This is a genomic window from Streptomyces sp. NPDC006385, from assembly GCF_040612485.1.
Lineage (GTDB): Bacteria > Actinomycetota > Actinomycetes > Streptomycetales > Streptomycetaceae > Streptomyces.
The window spans coordinates 26,339-48,023 of sequence record NZ_JBEXQG010000052.1 but is presented as its reverse complement, the minus strand read 5'-3'; the positions used below and the strand labels follow the sequence as shown (position 1 = coordinate 48,023).

Here is a 21,685-nt window from a genome sequence, read left to right as displayed (position 1 = left end):
CACCGGTCAACCGCACCGGTCAACCGCACCGGTCAACCGCACCCGAGGAGAACGCCATGACCGCTGCCTACACCTTCGACGTCTTCTCCAGCCTCGACGGCTACGGCGCCGCCGGCGCCGACTGGACCGGCTACTGGGGCAAGCAAGGCCCCGAGTTGCTCGACCATCGCCTTGCCTTGTACGGCGAGGAGCAGCGGATGGTCTTCGGGGCCCACACGTATCGGGCGTTCGCGCGGATGCTGGCCGCGAGCACCGAGGAGTCGGACGTGCGTGACCCATGGGTCACGCGGATGAGGAACCTGCCGGCGACGGTGGTGTCGACGACGCTGGAAGGCCCCCTCGACTGGCCGAGCGCGACCGTCGTGAGCGGTGACGCCGTGGACGTCGTCGCCCGGCTCAAGGAGGAGTCCGACGTGCCGTTGCGCTCGCACGGCAGCCTGTCGATGAACCGCGCGTTGATGGCCGCCGGCCTGGTCGACCGCTTGCAGGTGACGATCTTCCCTGTCATCACCGGTCAGAGCGGGCTGGACCCGATCTTCCGGGGTGCGGCCGACTTCGACCTGGAGCTGATCGAGAGCCGGACGCTCGACGGCCGCATCCAAGAGCTCATCTACCGACCCACCCTCCATTGACCAGTACGGCTGACCGGCGGCCGCGGCGGCGGCAGCGACAGCACATCGACAGCCCCCGACAGGGAACCGACAGGTCCGCTTTACCCACCTCTTCGCCGGACCGGGTCAGGATTTCGACAGCGTCTGAACAGCCGGTCCCGAAGGACCGTACCTCTCGGCAGATCACGAATCCGCGGAAGGAACGTCAGCATGACCAGCGAATCAGTTCAGCCGGTGTCGGGCCCCAACCGCCGTACCGTCGTGGCGGCGGTCGGCGCGGCGGGGCTCGCCGTTGCGCTGACCGCGTGCGGGTCGGACGACGACGCGTCCGGTTCGTCCACCGAACAGGGCGCCGGCGGCGGTGCGTCGACCGAAGCGGGCGGCTCGTCGCCCGAGGCGGGCGCCGGCGGCGGTGCGGCGCTCGCGAAGACCGCCGACATCCCGGAAGGCGGCGGCAAGGTGTTCAGCGACGAGAAGGTGGTGGTCTCGCAGCCGGCGGCGGGCGACTTCAAGGCATTCTCGACGATCTGCACCCATCGGAACTGTCCGATGACGGACCTCAAGGAGGACACCCTCTCCTGCGCCTGTCACGGCAGCCAGTTCTCGGTCCTCGACGGCAGCGTGAAGAAGGGGCCCGCGACCGAGCCGCTGGCCGCCAAGCAGATCAGCGTGTCGGGGGACTCGATCACGCTCGCGTGACGCGAGGCGGACGCCTGAAGGAGCCCAGCACCTCGTCCGTGGTCGCGACCGTGGCGACCAATGCGAGGGTGTTGCGGATCATCGCGGGGGTGTAGTCGGAGGGCACCCCCGCGATGGCGTCCGTGGGCACGACGGCCGTGTAGCCGCGGTTGACGGCGTCGAACACCGCGTTGGGGACGGCCACGTTGGCCGAGACGCCGGTGATCACGAGCGTGCGGCAGCCCAGGTTGCGCAGCAGCGCGTCGACGTCGGTGCCCTGGATCGGCGACAGACCGTGCAGCCGTCGTACGACCAGGTCCTCCTCGGCGACCTCGATCGGCGCCGCCACGCGGACCGCCTCGGTACCGGGCAACTGCTGGACGGGGAGCCGTGCGGCGGCGCGGAAGAGGCGGGCGTTGTGGTTGGCGCCCCGACCGTCGGGGCGGCGTTCGGCGATCGCGTGGATCACCTGGACCCCGGTCTCGTGGGCCGCGGCCACCAGCCGTGCCACGTTGCCGAGGGCGCCCGACTCCCTTGCCTCCTCGGCGAGTTCGGGCAGCGCGCTGCCGGGGCCGACGACGCCCTGCTGGCACTCGACGGTGAGCAGGACGGTGGTCACGGGGTCGAGGAGTTCGGCGTACGACGGCATGGATCCCCCTGGGCCGACGGCGGCGTGGGCCGGCGAGCGTAGCCACCATTGCGTGCGGACGGAAGACGACTCATCCTTTTCTGACGTGATGTCAGAGGATCTCTCCTCTGGCACGACGTGGGAGAAGAGGGGGCCGTATGACCGTCACTCAGCGCCGGGGCCGCAAGATCATGATGACGCCCGGTGAGCTGGACGAGTTCCTCACCAGCCAGCGCACCTGCCGGGTCGCCACGGTGTCCGCCGACGGCTTCCCGCATGTCAGCGCCCTGTGGTTCGCCTGGGACGGCACCTCGCTGTGGCTGTACTCGGTCGTTCGCAGCAAGCGGTGGGCCGATCTGCGCCGCGATCCGCGGGTCGCGATCGTCGTCGACACGGGTGAGGAGTACGAGCAGCTGCGCGGCGTCGAGCTGTCCGGCACCGTCGAGTTCGTGGGCGAGATCCCGCGCGTCGGCGAGCTGCGCGCCGAACTCGACGTCCCCGAGACGCTGTTCGCCCGCAAGAACTTCGGCCTCGACGAGATGCCGCACGACGGCCGGCACGCGTGGATGCGGCTGACGCCCGAGAAGATCGTGTCCTGGGACTTCCGGAAGCTGGGAGCGGTGTGACCGGTATGCCGCGCCTCGTCGCGGGGGACGCCTCAGCCGACCTTCTCGGCAGCTGACCGCAGCGCCTCGACCGCCGCCCGGATCGACGGGCGGCGGTCGGCGTCCGCGCGCCACACCGCGTACACGTACCGGTGGACCCGGTCGCGCACCGGCACGGCCCGCACCCCGAGCGGCATCGGGTCGCGGCCCAGCCGGGGCGCCACGCAGACCCCCAACCCGGCGGCGACCAGCGCGAGTTGGGTGTGGTGCTCCTCGGCGCGGTGGGCGATGCGGGGCTCGATGCCCTTGGTGCGCAACGTGTACACCAGCCACTCGTGGCAGAACGCGCCCTCGGGCCAGGCGACCCACTCGTCGTCCGCGAAGTCCTCCAGGGCGACCTCGCGCCGGTCGGCGAGCGGGTGCCCCTCGGGCATGGCGATCTCCACGCGGTCGTCGAGAATCGCTGCCTTGGCGAGCCCCTCCGGCATGGGCAGGGGCTTGTTGTACCAGTCGAGGACGACGGCCAGGTCGGCGTCGCCCCGGATCACCGCGTCGACCCCGTACTCGGGCTCCAGCTCTCGTGACCGCAGACGCAGCGCCGGATGGTCGGCCCGCAGCGCCGTGAGCGCGGCGGGGAACAACCCCCGCAGGGCGGTGGGGAAGGCGGCCAGCCGCAGCTCGCCGACCACCTGTCCGCGCTGCGCCTCCAGTTCGGACTGGGCCAGCTCGACCTGCGACAGGATGCGCGCGGCATGCTCGGCGAGCAGTCGGCCGGCGTCGGTGAGCCGCACCCCCCGGCCGTTCTTGGCGAGGAGCTGCTGGCCGACCTCGCGCTCCAGCTTGGACATCTGCTGCGACACCGCGGAGGTGGTGATGTGCAGCCCCTCGGCCGCGCCGCTGACCGAGCCGTGCCGGGCGAGGGCGTCGAGGGTGCGCAGGCGCTCCAGATTCAACATGTAAGCAATACTACGAGATACGGGGGACAAAATCTCGCTTGTGCTACGAGATCGTTTGCCGCATGGTTGCTGCCATGACCACCGCCACCGCCTGCCGCGCCCCGGCCGAAGCCACCGCCCCTCCTCGCCCCCGCGCCCGCCTCGACTGGCGTGTGCGGTTCGCCGCGCTCTCCCTGATCTGGGGCTTCAGCTTCCTGCTCATCAAGGTGGGCACCGAGGGCTACGCCCCCTTCCAGGTCACGCTCGGGCGGCTGGTGTTCGGTACGGCGGTCCTGGCGGTCGCGATGGCGGTGAGGCGGGAGCGGTTGCCGCGCGGGGTGCGCACCTGGGGGCATCTGACGGTCGCCGCGTTCCTGCTGAACGCGCTGCCGTTCTCGTTGTTCGCGTACTCCGAGCTGACGATCCCGTCCACGCTGGCGGGGATCTGCAACGCGACCTCGCCGCTGTGGGGCATGGCCCTGTCGCTGGTCGCCCTCTCGGAGGACCGGCCGACCCGCGTCAGGGTCGCGGGGCTCGGCATCGGCTTCCTCGGTGTGCTGACGGTGCTCGGGGCATGGCAGGGTTTTCACGGGCTGGATGCCACGGGCACGGCGATGGCATTGCTGGCCTCGCTGAGCTACCCGATCGGCTGGATCTACGTCCGCCGCACGCTGGCCGGCTCGGGCGACTCGCATCTGTCGCTGACGGGAGCGCAGTTGTTGCTGGCCACGGGTCAACTGGCCGTCGTCACACCGCTGTTCACCTCCCTGCCGACGCGGTTCTCGCCGCTGCCGCTCCTGGCGATCGTGGCGTTGGGTGCGCTCGGGACCGGGCTCGCCGTACTTTTGCAGTACGGACTGGTCGCCGAGGTCGGGCCGACCACGGCTCAGATGGTCACGTACTTCATTCCGGTCATCGCGACGGCCGCGGGGGTTGCCCTGCTGGGCGAGTCGCTGGCCTGGTCGACGCCGGTGGGGGCGGTGATCGTACTGGCGGGTGCGGCCCTTACTCAGGTGCGGCGAAAGACACCTGGTGGCGCATGACGGGGGGAGGGATCAGGTCGGTGGGTCGGTCGGCGTGGCAGGTGTTCACCTGTAGCTCCTCGCCGGGCCCGTGCCCACCGCCGCCGCCACCGCGTCCGCCAGGGGGCCCGTCTCCTCCTCGGTGAGCGTCGAGACGGTGATCCTGATTCCGGGTGGTGCGCTCGTCCGGAAGCGGATCCCAGGGGCGACCGCCCAGCCGGCGTGCAGCAGACGGGCCACGGCGCCCGTCTCGTCGGGCACCGGGATCCAGACGTTCATGCCGCTGCGCCCCTGCGCCTCGACCCCGCGCTCGGCCAGGGCTCGCAGCAGCAGGTCACGGCGCGAGCCGTACGTCGCCGCCACCTCCGCCGGAACCAGGACGTCGCCGCTCCACAGCCGCACCACGGCCCGCTGCACCAGCCGGCTCACCCAGCCGGGCCCGAGGCGCTGCCGACCGCGCACCCGATCCAGGGTGACGGGATCCCCGGTGAGCACGGCAAGCCGCAGGTCCGGCCCGTACGCCTTGGCGACCGAGCGGACGAAGGCCCAACTGCGGGTGACGCCGGCCAGGGGACGCAGGGCCAGGTCGACGATCCCGTGACCGTGGTCGTCCTCGATCAGCAGGATCTCCGGGTACTCCAGGAGCACCGAGCGCAGGGCACGCGCGCGCGTGGCGCTCACCACGGCGCCGGTGGGGTTCTGCGCGCGGTCGGTGACGATCAGGGCGCGTGCCCCTGCGGCGAGGGCGTGCCGTACGTCGTCGGGCAGTGGTCCTTCGTCGTCGACGCCGACGGGGGCGATGCGCAGGCCGAGCGCCGGGACCAGGTCCAGCAGGCTGCCCCAGCCGGGGTCCTCGACGGCGACGGTGTCGCCGGGTTTGAGGTGGGCCGCGAGGACGCGCTCGATGGCGTCGAGGGAACCGGAGGTGACGGCGAGGGGCCCGTCCGGCACCCCGTCGGCATCCAGGGCGGCTCGCGCGATCCGCGCCAGCTCCGGCTCCACGGGGTCGTCTCCGTACAGCACCGGCTCCCGGTCGCCCTGTTCGGCCGCGGCCGCGAACGCCTTGGCCAGCGACGGCAGCAGCGCCGGGTCGGGGTTACCGCTCGCCACGTCACGGACGCCCTCGGGCACCTCCACCCGGACGTACTCGCGCCCGGTCGTGGCCGGCCTGGGCCGCACCCGGCTCCCCCGGCGGCCGGCGGTCTCGATCACCCCGCGCTCCCGCAGGATGCGATACGCGGCGGCGACCGTGTTGGGATTCACCCCCAGCTCGACCGCCAACTCGCGTATGGGCGGGAGCAGTTGCCCCGGCTCCAGCTCGCCGACTCCCACCGCACGCTCGACGCTCGCCGCGATCTCGGCTGCGCGGCGACCTTCGATCCGATATCCTCCTAGCACAAACCAAATTATGCACTAGTGCAATGGAGGACGCAATGCAGGGGACCCAGCAGCCGACGTCGCCGACCGCCGCCTACACGCCGACCGACCGCACCGTCCCCACCCGCTCCGCGCAACGGGCGTCGTACGACAAGGAGTTGGTGCACGCGATACTCGACGAGGCCTACGTCTGCCATCTCGGTTTCGTGCGCGACGGCGCGCCGGTCGTGCTGCCCACGCTGTTCGGCCGGGTCGGCGAGACGCTCTACATCCATGGCTCGACGGGCTCGCGCCCACTGCGGATGACCGGCCAGGCCGACCCGGGGCTGCCGGTGTGTCTGACGGTCACGCACGTCGACGCGCTGATCCTGGCCCGCTCGGCCTTCCACCACTCGATCAACTACCGGTCCGTGGTGGTGCACGGCACGGCGTACGAGGTGACGGACCCCGAGGAGAAGCGGGTCGCCCTCGACGCCCTGGTGGACCACGTGGTGCCCGGCCGGTCGGCCGACTCCCGCCCCGCGAACAAGAAGGAGCTGGCCGCCACCGCCGTGATCCGCCTCGACCTGAACGAGGTCTCCGCCAAGCTCCGCACCGGCGGCGTGAACGACGAGCCCGAGGACCTCGCCCTCCCCCACTGGGCCGGCGTCGTCCCGCTGCGCAAGGGCTACGAGACGCCGGTCGGGGACCCGGCACTGGCCCCCGGCACGAAGCTCCCCGAGTACCTCGGGGCCCAGTGATGCCGATCCGTCCCTGGGACGCGCCCGGCGACGACGCCGAGTGGCAGCGGTGGCCGGCCGTCCACGACTTCGGGCAGCTCGGTCGTCAACGGCGTCGGGGGCGAGCCACCGTATGTGCGGCCCTTGCGCTTCGCCTACGACGCCGGGCGCGGCGAGGCCGTCACGCATCTGGCCCGCCCCCGTCCGATGTGGCCGGCGCTACTGGCGAACCCCGAGGTCGTCCTGAGCGTGGTCGACGACTACGTGTCTGTGCCCGGCCCGTGGCAGGCGGCCCCGGAGGAACCGTCTGAGCACGGCACGCCGGCCAGCTTCTACGCCGCCGTCCAACTGCGGCGCCGGCCCATGTGTGGACGACCCGGCCGAGAAGGCCGAGTTGCGCAACCGCCAGGTCGGCCACTTCCAGCCGGAGGGCGGCTCGGCGCGGGTCGCGGTGGGCGGGCTGCCGTACGGCCGCATGCTGTCCGGGATCCGTGGGGTGCGGCTCGAAGTGCCAGAGGTACGGGCGAAGTTCAAGTACGCGGGTCACCGGACCGAGGAGGTCCAGGGCAGGATCGCGGCCCGCCTGGCGGAGCGGTGCGGTCCGCGCGACGCGGGGGCACGCGAGCATCTGCTGCGGCGGCGCGGGGGTTGAGCGAAGGGAGCCCCGGGGTGGGATGGCCCCTCGGTGCTGTCGGTGACGAGGCGCCGGGGCCCCGCACCCACGCGGTGCGGGGCCCCTCGCTGTCACGCCGGCAACGGCTGCCGCCTCGCCCCGCGTGTCTCCGCCACGGCGAGGCCCGCGACCGACCCGAGCATCAGCAGGGTGCCGGCGAGGGTCGGTGCCGTCAGGTGTTCGCCGAGCAGGACGACGGCGAGCACCGCCGCGCCGACCGGCTCCAGCAGCATGATCACGGACACGGTGGCCGACCGAACGGCCGCCGCACCCGCGAAGTAGAGGGCGTAGGCGAGAGCGGTGGGGACGGACGCGATGTAGGCGAGCAGCCAGCCGAGCCGGACGGGTTCGGCCGTGTGCGGCACGATCCCCTCGGCGAGGGCGAACGGCAGCAGGCACAGGCTGGTGACGGCGAAGGCCCGGACGGACGTGTCGGCGGCGTCGGCCCCGCCGTCGCGGCCCCACTTGCGCGTCAGCAGGGTCATCACGGAGTACGCGGCCGCGGACACCAGGGCGAGCAGCACACCCCACGGACGGACGGTCGCGCCCCCGCCGCCGAGCGAGAGCACGGCGAGCCCGGTGAGCGCACCGGCCACCGCCGCCACACCTCCGCGACCGAGCCGCTCCCCCAGGGTCAGGCGGGCGCCGAGCGCGATGAAGACGGGACCGGCGCCGAGGGTGACGACGGTGCCCACGGCGAGCCCGGTGGCGTCCACGGCCGCGAAGTAGGCGGTCTGGAACACCGCGAGGCCGACGCCCGTGGCCCCGGCCCGCAGTGCCCTGCGACCCAGCGGCTGGGGGATGGCGGTCCGCGTCGTGCGCGGACGCAGGAGGCGGACGGCGATCAGCAGCATGAAGCCGATCGCGCAACGCCAGAAGGAGAGGGCGATCGGCCCCATGTCACTGGCCCGGTAGACCAGGGAGGCGGCCGCGCCCGCGGTGCCCCAGGCGGCACCGGCGACGATCAGGTAGAGAAGGCCTCGCCCGATGGGCAGGCCGGAGGCAGTGTTCGACACGAGTTGTCTCCGCAGACGCGCGCATGCGCGGAAGTTCGGGAAGGAGCCCCGGGTCAGCGGGGTCCGTGGACTTCTTCTGCGGGCAGCACCGTTGCGCCCTGCGGTGCGCGGGATTCACGTCCCGTCAGGCACCGGGGCTCGGCTTCCGGAGGGCCCGCCTCAGGCGGCCGGAGGCGGAAGAACGAGTGTCGAAGGCATGATCCGGCAGCCTAGGTGACGTTTCCCCGGGCAGACAACTCGCGCTCCCGTCCGCCGCTCGCCACCGGCTCGACGGGGCTCTTGGCGGGCGCGGACGACTGCGCGATGAACGCCCCGACCAGGACGATCGCGCCGCCGACGAGCTGCGGCGCCGAGAGGTGCTCGCCGAGCAGGAACCAGGCGAGGACGGTCGCGATGACCGCTTCGAGGCAGGCGACGACGCCGGCGACCTGGGGTGAGAGCCGTCGTACCGCGAGGACGCCGGTGACGTAGGCGACGACCGTGGCGACGAGGACGATCCAGGCCAGCAGGAGTGCGGCCGCGACCGGGGTGCCGTTCATGTGGGCGGTGTCGGCGAGGACCGACCAGTCCATGTTCCAGGGCCGGGCCACGACGGTCAGGACGGCGGCGCCGACGAGCAGGCCGTAGGCGATGACACCGAGCGGGTCGGGTGCCTCGTCGCCCGAGTCGCTGCCCTGGTCGGACAGGACGAAGTAGCCGACCTGGCAGCAGGCGGCGCCGAGTGCGAGGAGCAGCCCGAGGGCGTCGAAGCTCAGTCCCGACCAGACCTCGACGACGCAGGCGAGGCCGCCGACCGCGAGGACCACGCCGAGCGCGGCGGCACGCGTCACCGGCCGACGCTGCACGAACCGCACCCAGCCGAGGACGAGGGCGGGTGCGAAGTACTCGACGAGCAGCGCGACGCCGACCGGGATCCGGGATATCGCGGCGAAGTAGCAGGCCTGGACGCCGGCCACGCCGAGCAGACCGAACCCGGCGAGCAGCGCGGGACGGTCGCGCAGCAGCGCACGGTGGCGCACCGCGAGCGGCAGCATCACGAGGGCGGCGCCGGCCACGCGCAGCCACACCACGTGGAGCGGGTCGAGCCCCGCCTCGATCAGCGGCTTCGCCGCGACACCGGACCCTCCGAAGGCGACCGCGGACCCGATCGCCAGCCCGAGCGCGACGCCCTTGCCGCGACCGGCCTGACTGCTCTGAGAGATACGCACCGGCACATGATGACAGGCGATGACATGAGCGTCATCCCCTATGACACCTGTCTCGCCGAGTGGACAGGGCGGGGGCGGGGCACAGCCGGACAGGTGGCACCGACATGCGGGCGCTCGGGCCCGGCGAACCCAGCGGGCCACGAACCCAGCGGGCCCACGAACCCAACGGACCCACGAACCCAAGGGGCTCAGCGCTCAGCGGGCGGTGTCGCCGGCGACGTACTCGTCCCGGTGCTCGTCGATCCGTGCGCGCAGCGCGCCCGCCTCGATCCCCGCGCGTTCGAGCACCTCGACCGCCCGCGCCTCAGGGTCTTCCACGATCGCCGCGAGCAGGTCGACGCCGCGGGCCCGGACATCGCCACGGCGGGCGGCTCGTCGGTGGGCATGTTCCATGGAGATCGCGGCCAGTGGGGAGAAGCCCTCCCCGTCCGAGAGCACGGGCACGGCACCGGAGTCCTCGACGGTGCCCTGCCAGCGCAGGCCGTAGCCGATGGTGCGCTGCACGAGGTAGCCGAGAAGGCGGGCGACGTGGGGGCCGTCGCCGAAGACGGCGTACACATCCGGGTCGTGTTCCAGCAGCGAGTGCAACAGATGGGCCGTGTCGATCTGCCGGTCCCCGTCCCTGATCGCCCGGCGGCGGGCACCGGCGATCACCGATGCGAGCTCGTCGCTGAGCCTGGCATCGTCCGCCGCGGCGTCCGGGCGCCGGCAGTCCTGCTCCTGGGCCGACTGCCGGGGAATACGGGGTTGCACATCCCCTACCCCATCAGCCACGTCGAGCGGGGTCATCCCCGAGGGGAAGCATTCTCCCGTCCCACAGAGAGTGGACTCGGCCGACTGGATCTCCTCCTCAGGGAGGAGATCACGCCGAGGATCCGGAAAAGGCGGGCGCGCGCCCTTTTGCCGCGCCCCCGCCGCGCAACCAGAGCGCTCCGCAGACAGTACGGCTACCGCGCGTACGCCCCCGAGGAGGCCCTGCTCACCGATCTGTTCTGGGAGGCGTGGCACTGCCACGAGGAGAGCGCGTTCCCGCGCGCGTGGGGTCTGTTCGACGCGGCGGTGATACGGCTGGTGGGCTGAGCCCGGCCGGCCGGCGTCTCCACGGCCTCCACGCTTTCTGACGGTTCATCAGTATTGAATGTTCCAGACCATGCCGCTACGTTCCGCAACACCGTAGCCCGAGACGAAGGGGTGGTCGCATGGCCGAAGTCAGCGCGGAGGCATGCATCGAGGCGCCGGCCGAGAAGGTCTGGGCACAGCTGACGGACTGGTCGGCGTACGGCGAGTGGAACGCGACCCACACCAGCTTTCCGGGCGGAGGCCCCACCACCCTCGAAGTGGGCGCGACCTTCCAGGAGAACATGAAGCTCATGGGGTTCCCGGCCGAGGTCGAGTGGACCATCGAGGAACTGGAACCGGCACGCGTGCTCGCCATCCGCGGCAAGGGGCCGATGGCGGTGACCGTGGCCACGCGCTACACGCTGACACCGGCCGGCGACGGCGCCACCGACGTGCGTATCGACGGGGAGTTCACGGGCGCGGCGGTGTCGTTGATGGCGGGCAGGCTCAAGGACTCGGCCACGGCGGCCCTGAACGAGTCGCTGCGCAAGCTGGCGGGTCTGGTGACCTGAGCCCTCACACACACCACCCTCCAGACGGAGCACGGCACCCCCGCACCGCCCGCCCGCACACGAGGACGCCCCGCGGACCACTCCACGGGGCGCCCTCTCTCACGGCGGGGAGACCGCCGACCGGCCTCAGTCCTCGTCGGCGAGGATGAGGTACAGCCGCTTACGGGCGTCGTTGATGACGGTGAGCGCCTTCTCGCGCTGCTCCTTGCTACCCGTCTTCCAGACCTGCCCGAAGGCCTCCATCAGACCGAAACCGGCCTGACGGATCTCACCGAGGGCCTCCCAGTCGACGCCGCGGGAGGCTTCCTCCCAGGGCGCGTCGGGCGCCTCGTCGGCAGCGGCACGGCCCGCCTCGGTGAGCGAGAACAGCTTCTTGCCGCCCTCGGTCTCGCTGGCGATCAGGCCCTCGTCCTCCAACAGTTGGAGGGTGGGGTACACCGAGCCGGGGCTGGGCTTCCACGCCCCGCCGCTGCGCTCGGCGATCTCCTGGATCATCTCGTAGCCGTGCATGGGGCGGTCCTTCAGCAGGGCGAGGATCGATGCCCGTACGTCACCGCGCCGCGCCCTCCCTCGCGGTCCGCCCCGCCCCCTCGGCCCCCAGGGGCCGGGTCCGAATCCAGGCCCGCCGAAGCCGGGCCCACCGCCGGGACCGAAGGGCCCGAAAGCACCGCGGAGCCCCTCGAAGCCACCTCGGCCGTGCCCACCGTGGCCACCGTGTCCACGCTCGAATCCGTGGGAACGCATCGCAATCACTCCATTCCATCGTTGATCTGTCGCGATGCCTCAACGATATATCGGAATAGCTCGTACGGCAAGAGCCGAGGGCAAGATGCGCGTGACCTGGCGCAGTGAAGGTTGATTGCCTCAGTGCCGGCCGTCTGCGACCGTGATCGATCGATCGCCTGTTGGTTGTCGCGGGTCAGGACGTTGGTGACGGCGCATAGTGGTGGGCAAGGTTGGTGGCGAGGTCGCGGAGGTGAGCCCTGGCTTCGGTGGGGCCGTGCACAGTGATGGCGCTCCCGAACGGCAGTAGTGCTCGCACGTCCTCCAGATGCAAGAAACGGATCGTCACCTTGTGGCCGGTGGCGGACTCGTCATGGTCGTCCCGGACGAGTCGTTGGCCAAAGATCCGTTGCGCTCGCTCGATCTGGGTCTGGTCGATGGTGGCGCTGACCTCTATCGCGTGGTTGTGTTCCCACTGAGCAACGAGCGCTGCAGCGACGGTGGCGAGGGTCTGGCTCTCGCGGATCCGTCGTGGCTGGTCGACTTCCTTCCACGTCGTGATCCGTTCGAGTCGGTACATCCGTGGCACTCGGGCACGGTCGGCGACGAGGTACCAGGTGCCGGCCTTGGCGAGCAGCCCGTAGGGATCCACGACCAGGACGCGTGGGCATGACGCGCGTGGGCTGTCGTACTCGATCCGTAGCCGACGACCTCGCCGCACTGCGCCGATCAGCGAAGCCGGAGTCGTGCCGGAAGTACGTGCCTGGAGCCAAGGACGGCTGTCCACGTGCACTACGTCGGTGAGCGGCAGGAGCTCATGAACCCGACGTGACTGTGCAGCGCCGATCTTGGAGAGCGCGCGCCGGCTTTCGACGGATGCGTTGAGCTCCGCACGTTGCTTCTCATCCAGCCCGGTGAGCGACAGATGATCAAGCTCGCCCGGCGTAAGTCGCGTGAGGTCGAGCCCGGACCCGGGCAGCATGGTCACGCCTCCGAGGCGGCCCCGTTGTGCAGTCACCGGGAGACCGGCGTCGCGGAGCCAGTTCAGGTCCCGGGTGATGGTTCGAAGGGACACCCCGAGCGCCGAGGCAAGTTCCTGTGTGGTCACGGCATCCCTTGATGCGAGGAGCAGCATCAGGGTGAAGAAGCGGTCTGGGGTCACGTGCCAAGGTTTTCAGGAATTGCGACACGATGCGGCGCATATCCCGGTCAGGCTGATGGATGCGTACCAACGACCTGCGAGAAGGAACAACCATGACCACATCCGTCCTGTCCATCGTCTACGTGAACGACGCTCCCGCCGCAGCTCGCTTCTACGGCGACCTCCTCGGCATGACCCCCTCGTTCGAGACTCCGGGCTACATCACCTTCGACCTCGGGCCCGGCGCTGACCTCGCTCTGTGGTCTGGCCAGTTCGAGGATCTGTCACCGGACGTCCCGCGCACCAGTGAGGTGTGCCTGGCCATCGACAGTGGACCCGACGAGCTCAACGCGATCTTCAAGCAGTGGCAGTCCAAGGGGGTCACGATCCTGCGCGAGCCTCATGATCTGGGGTTCGGGCTGACCTTCCTCGCAGCCGATCCTGACGGGAACCGTATCCGCGTGGCACCGCAGGGCTGAAAGGCCACCATGCGGCAGGCGCGCACGATAGGTGTCGCGCCTGCCGTTGTCTGACTTCGAGAGAACGACGAGTGCCCCACGCGAATGCGCCCCTGAGCGCCGAGGGCGTAGGCGGCTCGTGAAGCGGTGCCAGACGCGTCCCATCGCCCACGTCGCCGCTAGATGGGTATCTCTCGCGCATGCGCCGGACGCGACTCCAGCATGGGTCATCGCGCAGATCGAGTCCTGGCGCCGCGAGCACAAGTGGTCCGCGCAACGGATCACCGACGAACCAAAGCCGCCAGCAGCACGCCTCCGCGAGGGCGTCACCAACGTCGAGCCCTCATACAGTTGGTCCCGCTGCGGCCGCTCAGGCCAACCGCGGGACAACCGGTAGCACTTGCGCGAGCACCAGCGCCGCGTCCAGCCATCCTTGCGGCGATCTAGCGGCTTCTGGCACTGTCCGCACGCCACCGGCTTGAAGAAGACGGATGGGTCAACACCCCCAGAGCCCATCCCTCGGCCTGGCTGAGCATGACCATCGGCTTGCTGAGGGAGGCCGGCGGCGAACGCCCGCCAGCCGGGCAGGACCGTCAGGTAGCGGGCGAAGTCGTCCGGCTGTTCGGTTGGCGGGGTGTTCACGGGCGTCTCCAACCTCCAGCTGACCAGGGATGACCAGGAATGACGCGGATGACGCGGATGACGCGGATGACGCGGATGACGCGGATGACGCGGATGACGCGGATGACGCACCTGGATACACGGACGTACGACCCCACCGTCCAGAAAATCGGTCCAGCGCCCCCGAATTGGCCTTGGCAGCCGCCTCCCCGCGCCCCCTAGCGTCAGCGCCATGCGGATTCGAATCGTCGACGCCTTCACCGACCGCCCCTTCGCCGGCAACCCGGCCGGGGTCCTGCTCCTCGACGCCTTCCCGGACGACGACTGGCTGCAGAAGGTGGCCATGGAGGTCAATCACGCCGAGACGGCGTTCGCGCACCGGCTGCCCGAGGGCGGCGAGGCCGACTGGGCGCTGCGCTGGTTCACCCCTGTCGCCGAGGTGGCGTTGTGCGGGCACGCCACGCTCGCCACGGCCCACGTACTGCACAGCACCGGCACCCACGAGGGGCCCGTACGGTTCGCCACCCGCAGTGGCGTGCTCGTCGCCACGCCCCGCGAGGACGGCTCCCTCACGCTGGACTTCCCCACCGCCCCGCTCACGCCGGTCGAGGTCCCGGACGGGGTCGCGCGGGCGCTGGGCGCCGAACCTCTCCTCGCCTTCGACACCGGCCCGAACGTCGGCGACCTGCTCCTCGAACTGGCCGACGAGAAGACGCTGCACGCCCTGACCCCCGACCACCGGGCTCTCGGCACCTACTCCGAGCGCGGCATCATCGCCACCGCCCGCGCCGAGGACTCCGGCCTGGGCTACGACTTCGTCTCCCGCTGCTTCTTCCCGAACGTCGGCATCGACGAGGACCCGGTCACCGGCAGCGCGCACACCGCCCTCGCCCCCTTCTGGTCCCAGCGCCTCGGCCGGGCCGCACTCACCGGCCTACAGGCATCCCCACGCACCGGCCGCGTCCGCACCGAGCTGCGCGGCGACCGCACGCTGCTGAGCGGCCACGCGGTGACCGTCATCGAGGGGGAGTTGATCGCCTAGGACCGGTCCGGCTGGCAGGAAGGCGCAAACGCGGGAACGCGGGAACGCCGAAGGGGGCGGCGTACGAAAGGGGCGTACGCCGCCCCCTTCGAGAAGATCACGCCGTCGGCAGCCAGCCCACCTTTCCGGCCAGCAGCGCATACCCCACGAACGCCCCTATGTCGAGCAGGGAATGCGCCACGACCAGCGGACCCACCCGGCCCCAGCGCCGGTACAGGTACACGAAGACCACGCCCATCGCCATGTTGCCCAGGAAGCCTCCGATGCCCTGGTACAGGTGGTACGAGCCGCGCAGCACGGAACTGGCCACCAGGGCGGTGCCGGGCGTCCAGCCCAACTGGCCGAGCCGGCGCAGCAGATAGCCGACGACGATGACCTCTTCGAGGATCGCGTTCTGGAGGGCGGACAGGATCAGCACGGGGTACTTCCACCACACGTCGGGCAGCGCCTCGGGCACCACCGTGAGGTTGAAGCCGAGCCCACGGGCGGCCAGGTAGAAGGCGATTCCGGTGCTGCCGATCACCGCCGCGATCGCCGCTCCACGGCCGAGGTCGGACCAGGGCCGGGTGCGGTCGAAGCCGAGGGTGCGCAGGCTCGCTCCCTCGCGCAGCAGGAAGTGCGCGACGAGGGCGACGGGCACCAGCGCGGTGGTGATCCCGAAAAGCTGCCAGGCGAGATCCAGCCAGGGACGGCCCGGGGCCGCCGAGGCGTTGAGCGTGGCCGCCTGATCCTTGAGACCGCCAGGTTTGGTGACCGATCCGACAAAACTGATCAGGGCGGATACACCGCTCGCACCGAGCGAAAGCCCCAGAACGAGCAGCGTCTCGTCCCGGAAAATCCGTCGCGTGGGCCGCTCATGCGGAAAAGAATCGGCCACGGGGCCTGCCTCGCCCTGCACACCTGCCTCCAGTTGAGTAATCCCGCCTCATCCACATCGCCGCCCCGCTAGGGTCTCGAAAGCAGTTACGAAGACCGTGCGCGACAGGCCGTTGGGGGGACGGGCGCCGTACGGGGCGCACCGCCCCTTTGCCTGCCATACGGCCGGACTCCGGCACGAGGTTCGGCAGGGCTACAGGGAGGGGCGCCACCGTCATGGGACGTCACAGCTTGCCCGATCAGTATGGGGCGGGCGGCAGCGACCCCCGCCGCCGCGTCCCCCGCCGCCGCGTCCCCCGCCGACGCGACCCCCGTCGCCGGACACGCCGCCGTACGGTGGCCGTCGGGACGGTCCTCGTCCTGGCTGCCGCCGGCGGTACGGCCGCCGCGGTCAAGGGCGGGCTGCTCTCGTTCGGCTCCTCCTGCCAGGACGACCCGGTCCGGCTGACCCTGGCCGCCTCCCCCGACCTGGCCCCCGCCCTCGAAGCGGCGGCCGAGCAGGCCCGCGGAGCCGACCTCACCTCCGACGGGCGGTGCGTCGCCGTGACGGTGAGTCCGCGGGAGTCGTACAAGGTCACGGACACGCTCCTGGCGGGCAAGGATCCGGGCGCCGAGGTGTGGGTGCCGGACTCGGAGGTGTGGATCCAGCGGCTCACGGAGGACGGCGGCACGGCCGATCTCTCCACGGTGGGCCGCGTCGCATCCACGCCGGTCGGCATGGCGATGGTGCCCGCGGCCGCGAAGTCGCTGGGCTGGCCGAAGAAGACGTACGGCTGGCTGGAGCTGGCCGGCGCGGGTCTGGGCGACGACTCACTCCGGCTCGGCGCCGCCGATCCCGCGCGCAGCGCGACGGGTCTGCTCGCCCTGACCTGGCTGAGCGCGTCCGCCGCCGAGGTCGAGGGCGGGGACACCCAGGCCGCGGCGATGATGAAGGCGCTGTCGCAGCGCGTCTCCGACAGTGACGGCCAGGTCCTGGACACCCTGCCGCGCGACGCCTCCGGCACCGAGCAGGGCAACCCGAGGCGCAACCAGGCGCTGATCGTCACCGAGCAGGCGGCGTACGCGTACAACTCCGACGGCGGCGGCAGCCTGAACCTCTTCTACCCGAAGGACGGCTCACCCCGGCTCGACTACCCGTACGCCCTCCTCGACCAGACCGGACTGACGACCGACGAGAGCCGGGCCGCGATCCGGTTCATGAGCTACCTCCGCGAGCCCGGGCAGCGGCGGCTGCTGGAGCGGCACGGCTTCCGGACGTCCGACGACGAGGTGCCGGACGCGCTGGTCGCCCGGGCCGGCGGCAGCGGTCCGCAGCCGTACGAGGAGCCGCCGGGTCGGCCGGCCTCGGCGACCGCGCTCCAGGAGACGCTCGGCGTGTGGACGATCACCGTGCAGAGCGCGCGGATCACCACGGTCGTGGACGCCTCCGCGTCCATGTCCGAGCCGGTGCCGGGCACGGGGAAGTCGCGGATGGACGTGACGAAGGCGTCGTTGCTGCAGGCTCTGGCCACGTTCACGCCGCAGGACGAGATCGGTCTGTGGGACTTCTCCACCAAGCTCGACGGCTCCAAGGACTACCGCGTCCTCGTGCCGACCGAGCGGCTCGGCGACCGGAAGGACGGCGGCACCCAGCGCGACCGGCTGTCGGCGGCGTTCGACGGCCTGGCTCCGGTGCCGAACGGCGCGACCGGCCTCTACGACACCGCGCTCGCCGCGTACAAGTCGGCGACCGCCTCCTACACCAAGGGCAGGTTCAACGCCCTGGTCGTCCTCACCGACGGCGTGAACCAGGACCCGGGCAGCATCTCCCGCACCGATCTCCTCGCCCAGTTGGAGCGCCTCACCAACCCCGAGCGCCCGGTCACCCTCATCGTGATCGCCGTAGGCCCGGACGCCGACCGCGAGGAGGCCGCCCGAATCGCCGAAGCGACGGGGGGCTCGGGCCACGCCGTCACGGATCCGTCCCAGATCCACTCGGTGATCCTCAAGGCAATCGTGAAGGCAGGTTCCTCGGGCAACCAGGGCTGACGAAACCAGGTTTCCTGGAATCCGCCGCGACGGCGATCCACCACGTCCGCGCGCTCCGGCGGTCCGCGGTCACCTCGGCCGCCCGCCCCGGACTCGCTCGTCCTCCCGTCGGCTCCCTGCCACGCCCTCACCCCGCCGGCACCGGCTCCAGCAAGCCCACCGGCCAGGTATGGACCGGATCCCCGCGGTGCATCAGTTCGCGGTACCGGCGGGTCGTCGCGGCCAGCGCCGCCTCCCGGGTCAGCCCCGCCTCCAGCGCCCGGTGGAAGGTGGCCGACTGCCAGGTCGCACCGTTCATCCGCCTCCGGCACCGCTCCTCGATGACGCCCAGGTAGAGGTCCCGGTCGGCCGGCTCGACTCCCCACGCGTCCAGGCCGACCTCGGCCAGCGGCAGCAGCTCGTCGCGGACGAGGGTCACCGCGTCGACCTCGGTCGTCCCGCCGTACCGCCCCCGCCGCGGCCAGCGCAGCCGCGCGTCGATGCCGTGCTTGCACGCCGCGTCGAAGTTGTCGGCCGCCGCCTCGAAGGGCATCCGGGTCCAGACGGGCCGCGACTCCTCGGCGAGGGCGCGGACGACGCCGTAGTAGAAGGCCGCGTTGGCGATCACGTCCGTGATGGTGGGCCCGGCGGGCAGCACGCGGTTCTCCACGCGCAGGTGCGGTACGCCGTCGGCGATGCCGTACACCGGGCGGTTCCAGCGGTACACGGTGCCGTTGTGCAGGACGAGCTCGGCGAGTGTCGGCGTGCCCCCGGCGTCCAGGACCTCCAGTGGATCCTCGTCGTCGCAGATCGGCAGCAGGGCCGGGAAGTAGCGGAAGTTCTCCTCGAAGAGGTCGTAGGCCGAGGAGATCCACCGCTCCCCGAACCAGGTGCGCGGCCGCACGCCCTGGGCCTGGAGCTCGGGCGGGCGGGTGTCGGTGGACTGCTGGAACAGCGGCGGTCGCGACTCGCGCCACAGCTCGCGCCCGAACAGGAACGGTGAGTTGGCGCCGACGGCGATCTGGGCCGCGGCGACCGCCTGGGCGGCGTTCCACACGTCGGCGAAGCGGCCCGGGGTGACCTGGAGGTGCAGTTGCACGGAGGTGCAGGCGGCCTCGGGGGCGATGGACTTCGACGTGCAGGTCAGGTGCTCCACGCCATCGATGTCGAGCGTGAAGTCCTCGCCGCGGGCGGCCACGATCTGCTCGTTGAGCAGGGCGTACCGGTCGACGTCGGAGAGATTCGAGGAGACCAGGTCGTCCCGGTCGAGCGTCGGCAGAATGCCGATCATCACGATTCCCGCGTCGAGCTCACTCGCTTTTCGATCGGCATATGCCAGAGACGTGCGGAGTTCCTCGGCAAGCCGGTCGAATACTCGCCCCTCCAACCTGTGTGGGGCTATGTTGACTTCCAGATTGAACATGGCGAGTTCTGTTTGGAAATCGCGACTCGCGATCCGCTCCAGTACCTGTCCGTTCAACATTCTCGGCATGCCCTCGGCGCCGGTGAGATTCAATTCGATCTCGAGCCCCATGAGGTTCTTGGGACGATCGAACCGCTTCTCCTCCAGCAACCGCTCCAGGCCCGTCAGACACTGCCGCAGCTTCCTGCGGTAGTGCTGCCGATCGGACAGATCGAACCGACCTGCCACGACCTTCTCCCCCATCGAAGCTTCCCTCCTCGGATGGGCGGGCCGAAGATCCGGCCGCTGGTCTCCCGGGTCAGGTGGGATGATGCCCAGCGGAAGCGATCGATAACGTCCCACGCGGGTCCGGTGCCCGCTACTCTGTCGGACGTGACCGGCGGCACATTCACCGGGCAAGGTGCATGGAGCAGTTTCCGGTCGCTCACGAACTCGTGAAAAACGCCGATGAGAATTGGCCGACCACCCCCGGGGTGTTTTTCGAGGTCATCGTCGCGTGACCGGCCGGGAATCGGGATGTTTCCCGCGTATCACCGGCCGATTGAACCCTTGCCGAGTGCGCCGAAAACGGCTAGACGAAACATGGTCTGAACACTCGTCGTATAAACTCCGCAATCAAGGCAGAGGGTTGGCGCCCATGGTCTCAGGATCTGCCGTCAGGTCACGCGCGGCAGGCATCACTCACCCCCCTCGCGCTCCCTGACCCGGCCCCCGCCTCTCTGACCTCCGTGAGCAGACAGCGTCGTCCGCCCCCGCCCCCGCCCCCGCCCTCGCGCCACCGTGCCTGTCAAATGAGAGGCGACCCACCATGCCGCTGCATGTTCCCCCGGCTCCCGCGCCCGCACTTCGCTCCGTCCTGACCGCGCTCGGCTCGCCCACCGCGGTCCGCGAGGCCCGAACTCCCTCCCTGCGCGCCGCCCAGGGCCCCACCACCCCCGAACTTCCGCTGCCCGTGCATGTCGTGGACGAGATCACCCCTGCGGGTGTCTCCGCGACCCGGCTGGCCGGCTGGCGGTTCCTGATCCGCTGCGGCGACCGCGCGGTGGCCGCGGCCGAGACCCGGCTGACTCCGGACGGCTGGGCGTTCTCGCACTTCTTCGAAGGCCCCTACATCGCCTCCACCGAGCGCGCCCTGCGCCAGGCCGAGGCGATCAAGCAGCCCTACCAGCCGCGCCTGCTGTCGTTCCCCGGCCTGTACATGCTCACCCTCTGGCTGCACGGCGACCGCACGGCGGACGGCGCCTCGGGCCACCCCGACGCCGCGGACATCCTGATCCCGCTGGCCCCGGCGCCGCCCGGCATCGCCTCCCACCTCCCGCACCGCGTCGCCGAGCTGCTTCCGGTGCTCACCCATCGGGCCACTCCCGCACCGACCCCCGCACCGCTCCCTCCGCTGCCTCCCCTGCCCCCGCTGCTCGGCTCCCCCGCCTGACAGCACCCCGCGCGAGCGCTCCGTACCCCGTCGCCCCGTTCCGGGCAGCGGGGTACGCCGCTGTTCGCGGTGGGACCAGTCTCGGATCGGACAATCAGGAAAGGCGCGCGCACAAGCCGTAGAAGTACTCGTACGAGCGGCAAAGGACTCGCCTGAGCGTGAAAATGCGCGACCACGAGAAAGGTCTCGCTCGCACGAGCGACAATACGCTCGAACGAGCCCCGCAGGGTGCCCGGCCCGCCCGGACCAGCCCCATCCGACCACGGCGAACCCCCCGAAGGGACAGGGGAGTTGGGGTGAACCATCCGGGCGGCGGATGCGTCATCAATCTGTGAGAAGCGGGTGCTGCGAAATCCCTGCGGATTGACGCCCGTGGGGCAACACTGGGTTCCGACCGACTTATCAAACGGGGGGCGGCCATGAACGAGGCTTCACGCCGCGAAACAGACCAGACAGCCATCTCAGCCACCACGACAGAGCGAAAGATCCCATCCATGTGCCAGCACCAGCCACCGTGCCCCTCAGCCGACTCCGCCGACCGGGAATCCGCCCGTCTCGTGGCGCACCACCCGGAGCAGGGATGGAGCCTGCTGTGCAACGGTGTCCTGCTCTTCGAGGACACCGGTGAGCTCCTGCCGGACGGCCAGATCATCGCCCCGCACCGTCCGCTGGGCACCGGCAAGGTGATGACCCCGGCGTAGTGCCTGCCGGCGTATTCCGCCGGCGAAGCCCTGCACCACGGGCGGAACGACGGACGCCCGGCGTACTTCCAGGGGCCGGTCGCAGACTCTCACTGCGAGCCGGCCCCCACGTGCGTCCAGGGGCGGTCACCCGGCGTAGCCGCTCGTGTCTCCGTCGA

At 71.0% G+C, this 21,685-nt stretch carries 22 protein-coding genes and 2 pseudogenes; 14 read left to right on the top strand and 10 right to left on the bottom strand.

Annotation, left to right across the window (positions count from 1 at the left end):
* Positions 1 to 56: 56 nt before the first annotated feature.
* Positions 57 to 632, top strand: coding sequence for a dihydrofolate reductase family protein (locus ABZ078_RS31160; protein ID WP_356580766.1), 576 nt, complete (start codon positions 57 to 59; stop codon positions 630 to 632).
* A 189-nt stretch (positions 633 to 821) separates the two neighbouring features.
* Entirely contained in the window at positions 822 to 1,310 is a 489-nt protein-coding gene (locus tag ABZ078_RS31155; protein ID WP_356580764.1) for a Rieske (2Fe-2S) protein, read from the top strand.
* Here the strand turns inward: ABZ078_RS31155 and ABZ078_RS31150 are convergent.
* The gene (locus tag ABZ078_RS31150; RefSeq protein WP_356580762.1) at positions 1,297 to 1,938 is read right to left on the bottom strand and encodes a cysteine hydrolase; all 642 of its coding nucleotides are present in this window, start codon (positions 1,936 to 1,938) and stop codon (positions 1,297 to 1,299) included. The genes ABZ078_RS31155 and ABZ078_RS31150 overlap by 14 nt on opposite strands.
* A gap of 137 nt (positions 1,939 to 2,075) precedes the next feature.
* Here ABZ078_RS31150 and ABZ078_RS31145 point away from each other — a divergent pair, with 137 nt between their 5' ends.
* Complete coding sequence (locus ABZ078_RS31145; protein WP_356580760.1) at positions 2,076 to 2,543, top strand: pyridoxamine 5'-phosphate oxidase family protein; 468 nt, start codon at positions 2,076 to 2,078, stop codon at positions 2,541 to 2,543.
* Positions 2,544 to 2,575: 32 nt separating this feature from the next.
* Here the strand turns inward: ABZ078_RS31145 and ABZ078_RS31140 are convergent, their stop codons facing one another.
* Positions 2,576 to 3,478 (bottom strand): LysR family transcriptional regulator, encoded by a 903-nt coding sequence (locus ABZ078_RS31140; protein WP_356580758.1) that lies wholly within the window; start codon positions 3,476 to 3,478, stop codon positions 2,576 to 2,578.
* Between the two features lie 74 nt (positions 3,479 to 3,552).
* Here ABZ078_RS31140 and ABZ078_RS31135 point away from each other — a divergent pair, with 74 nt between their 5' ends.
* Positions 3,553 to 4,500 (top strand): DMT family transporter, encoded by a 948-nt coding sequence (locus tag ABZ078_RS31135; RefSeq protein WP_356580756.1) that lies wholly within the window; start codon positions 3,553 to 3,555, stop codon positions 4,498 to 4,500.
* A 45-nt stretch (positions 4,501 to 4,545) separates the two neighbouring features.
* Here ABZ078_RS31135 and ABZ078_RS31130 read toward each other — a convergent pair whose 3' ends face one another.
* Entirely contained in the window at positions 4,546 to 5,877 is a 1,332-nt protein-coding gene (locus ABZ078_RS31130; RefSeq protein WP_356580754.1) for an aminotransferase class I/II-fold pyridoxal phosphate-dependent enzyme, read from the bottom strand.
* Positions 5,878 to 5,912: 35 nt separating this feature from the next.
* Between ABZ078_RS31130 and ABZ078_RS31125 the strand changes: the two genes are divergently transcribed.
* Both ABZ078_RS31125 and ABZ078_RS31120 read left to right on the top strand, forming a co-directional pair.
* Entirely contained in the window at positions 5,913 to 6,596 is a 684-nt protein-coding gene (locus ABZ078_RS31125; protein WP_356580752.1) for a pyridoxamine 5'-phosphate oxidase family protein, read from the top strand.
* A pseudogene (locus tag ABZ078_RS31120) lies at positions 6,596 to 7,227 on the top strand (FMN-binding negative transcriptional regulator). The gene ABZ078_RS31125 and the pseudogene ABZ078_RS31120 overlap by 1 nt, the downstream one beginning before the upstream one ends.
* 92 nt (positions 7,228 to 7,319) lie before the next feature.
* Here the strand turns inward: ABZ078_RS31120 and ABZ078_RS31115 are convergent.
* From ABZ078_RS31115 to ABZ078_RS31105, 3 genes are all read right to left on the bottom strand, one after another.
* Entirely contained in the window at positions 7,320 to 8,264 is a 945-nt protein-coding gene (locus ABZ078_RS31115; protein ID WP_356580750.1) for an EamA family transporter, read from the bottom strand.
* A 209-nt stretch (positions 8,265 to 8,473) separates the two neighbouring features.
* Entirely contained in the window at positions 8,474 to 9,478 is a 1,005-nt protein-coding gene (locus ABZ078_RS31110; protein ID WP_356580748.1) for an EamA family transporter, read from the bottom strand.
* A gap of 189 nt (positions 9,479 to 9,667) precedes the next feature.
* Positions 9,668 to 10,225, bottom strand: coding sequence for a Clp protease N-terminal domain-containing protein (locus ABZ078_RS31105; protein WP_356580746.1), 558 nt, complete (start codon positions 10,223 to 10,225; stop codon positions 9,668 to 9,670).
* Positions 10,226 to 10,372: 147 nt separating this feature from the next.
* Here ABZ078_RS31105 and ABZ078_RS31100 point away from each other — a divergent pair, with 147 nt between their 5' ends.
* Both ABZ078_RS31100 and ABZ078_RS31095 read left to right on the top strand, forming a co-directional pair.
* The gene (locus tag ABZ078_RS31100; RefSeq protein ID WP_356580744.1) at positions 10,373 to 10,552 is read left to right on the top strand and encodes a hypothetical protein; all 180 of its coding nucleotides are present in this window, start codon (positions 10,373 to 10,375) and stop codon (positions 10,550 to 10,552) included.
* Positions 10,553 to 10,671: 119 nt separating this feature from the next.
* Positions 10,672 to 11,103 (top strand): SRPBCC family protein, encoded by a 432-nt coding sequence (locus tag ABZ078_RS31095; protein WP_356580742.1) that lies wholly within the window; start codon positions 10,672 to 10,674, stop codon positions 11,101 to 11,103.
* A gap of 126 nt (positions 11,104 to 11,229) precedes the next feature.
* Here the strand turns inward: ABZ078_RS31095 and ABZ078_RS31090 are convergent, their stop codons facing one another.
* Positions 11,230 to 11,847: a PadR family transcriptional regulator gene (locus ABZ078_RS31090; protein WP_356580740.1), complete on the bottom strand. Its 618-nt coding sequence runs from the start codon at positions 11,845 to 11,847 to the stop codon at positions 11,230 to 11,232.
* A gap of 175 nt (positions 11,848 to 12,022) precedes the next feature.
* Complete coding sequence (locus ABZ078_RS31085) at positions 12,023 to 12,988, bottom strand: WYL domain-containing protein (RefSeq protein ID WP_356580738.1); 966 nt, start codon at positions 12,986 to 12,988, stop codon at positions 12,023 to 12,025.
* A 92-nt stretch (positions 12,989 to 13,080) separates the two neighbouring features.
* Here ABZ078_RS31085 and ABZ078_RS31080 point away from each other — a divergent pair, with 92 nt between their 5' ends.
* The 3 genes and pseudogenes from ABZ078_RS31080 to ABZ078_RS31070 all read left to right on the top strand — a co-directional run bounded on the left by ABZ078_RS31080 (position 13,081) and on the right by ABZ078_RS31070 (position 15,088).
* The gene (locus ABZ078_RS31080) at positions 13,081 to 13,446 is read left to right on the top strand and encodes a VOC family protein (RefSeq protein WP_356580736.1); all 366 of its coding nucleotides are present in this window, start codon (positions 13,081 to 13,083) and stop codon (positions 13,444 to 13,446) included.
* A 71-nt stretch (positions 13,447 to 13,517) separates the two neighbouring features.
* Positions 13,518 to 13,708, top strand: a pseudogene (locus tag ABZ078_RS31075) (IS481 family transposase); the annotation flags it as partial.
* Positions 13,709 to 14,278: 570 nt separating this feature from the next.
* Entirely contained in the window at positions 14,279 to 15,088 is an 810-nt protein-coding gene (locus tag ABZ078_RS31070) for a PhzF family phenazine biosynthesis protein (protein WP_356580734.1), read from the top strand.
* 97 nt (positions 15,089 to 15,185) lie between these two features.
* Here the strand turns inward: ABZ078_RS31070 and ABZ078_RS31065 are convergent, their stop codons facing one another.
* Positions 15,186 to 15,986, bottom strand: a complete 801-nt coding sequence (locus ABZ078_RS31065; protein ID WP_356580732.1) for a type II CAAX endopeptidase family protein — start codon at positions 15,984 to 15,986, stop codon at positions 15,186 to 15,188.
* 194 nt (positions 15,987 to 16,180) lie between these two features.
* Here ABZ078_RS31065 and ABZ078_RS31060 point away from each other — a divergent pair, with 194 nt between their 5' ends.
* Complete coding sequence (locus tag ABZ078_RS31060; RefSeq protein WP_356580730.1) at positions 16,181 to 17,992, top strand: substrate-binding and VWA domain-containing protein; 1,812 nt, start codon at positions 16,181 to 16,183, stop codon at positions 17,990 to 17,992.
* Between the two features lie 127 nt (positions 17,993 to 18,119).
* On the opposite strand, the gene ABZ078_RS31055 is transcribed toward ABZ078_RS31060, so the two are convergent.
* Positions 18,120 to 19,637, bottom strand: a complete 1,518-nt coding sequence (locus ABZ078_RS31055) for a glutamate-cysteine ligase family protein (protein WP_356580728.1) — start codon at positions 19,635 to 19,637, stop codon at positions 18,120 to 18,122.
* Between the two features lie 565 nt (positions 19,638 to 20,202).
* Between ABZ078_RS31055 and ABZ078_RS31050 the strand changes: the two genes are divergently transcribed.
* Together ABZ078_RS31050 and ABZ078_RS31045 are read left to right on the top strand one after the other, a co-directional pair.
* Complete coding sequence (locus tag ABZ078_RS31050) at positions 20,203 to 20,826, top strand: hypothetical protein (protein ID WP_356580726.1); 624 nt, start codon at positions 20,203 to 20,205, stop codon at positions 20,824 to 20,826.
* 494 nt (positions 20,827 to 21,320) lie between these two features.
* Positions 21,321 to 21,527 carry a DUF5999 family protein gene (locus ABZ078_RS31045; RefSeq protein ID WP_356580724.1) on the top strand — a complete coding sequence of 69 codons (207 nt, stop codon included), beginning with the start codon at positions 21,321 to 21,323 and terminating at the stop codon, positions 21,525 to 21,527.
* The last annotated feature ends 158 nt before the right edge of the window (positions 21,528 to 21,685 follow it).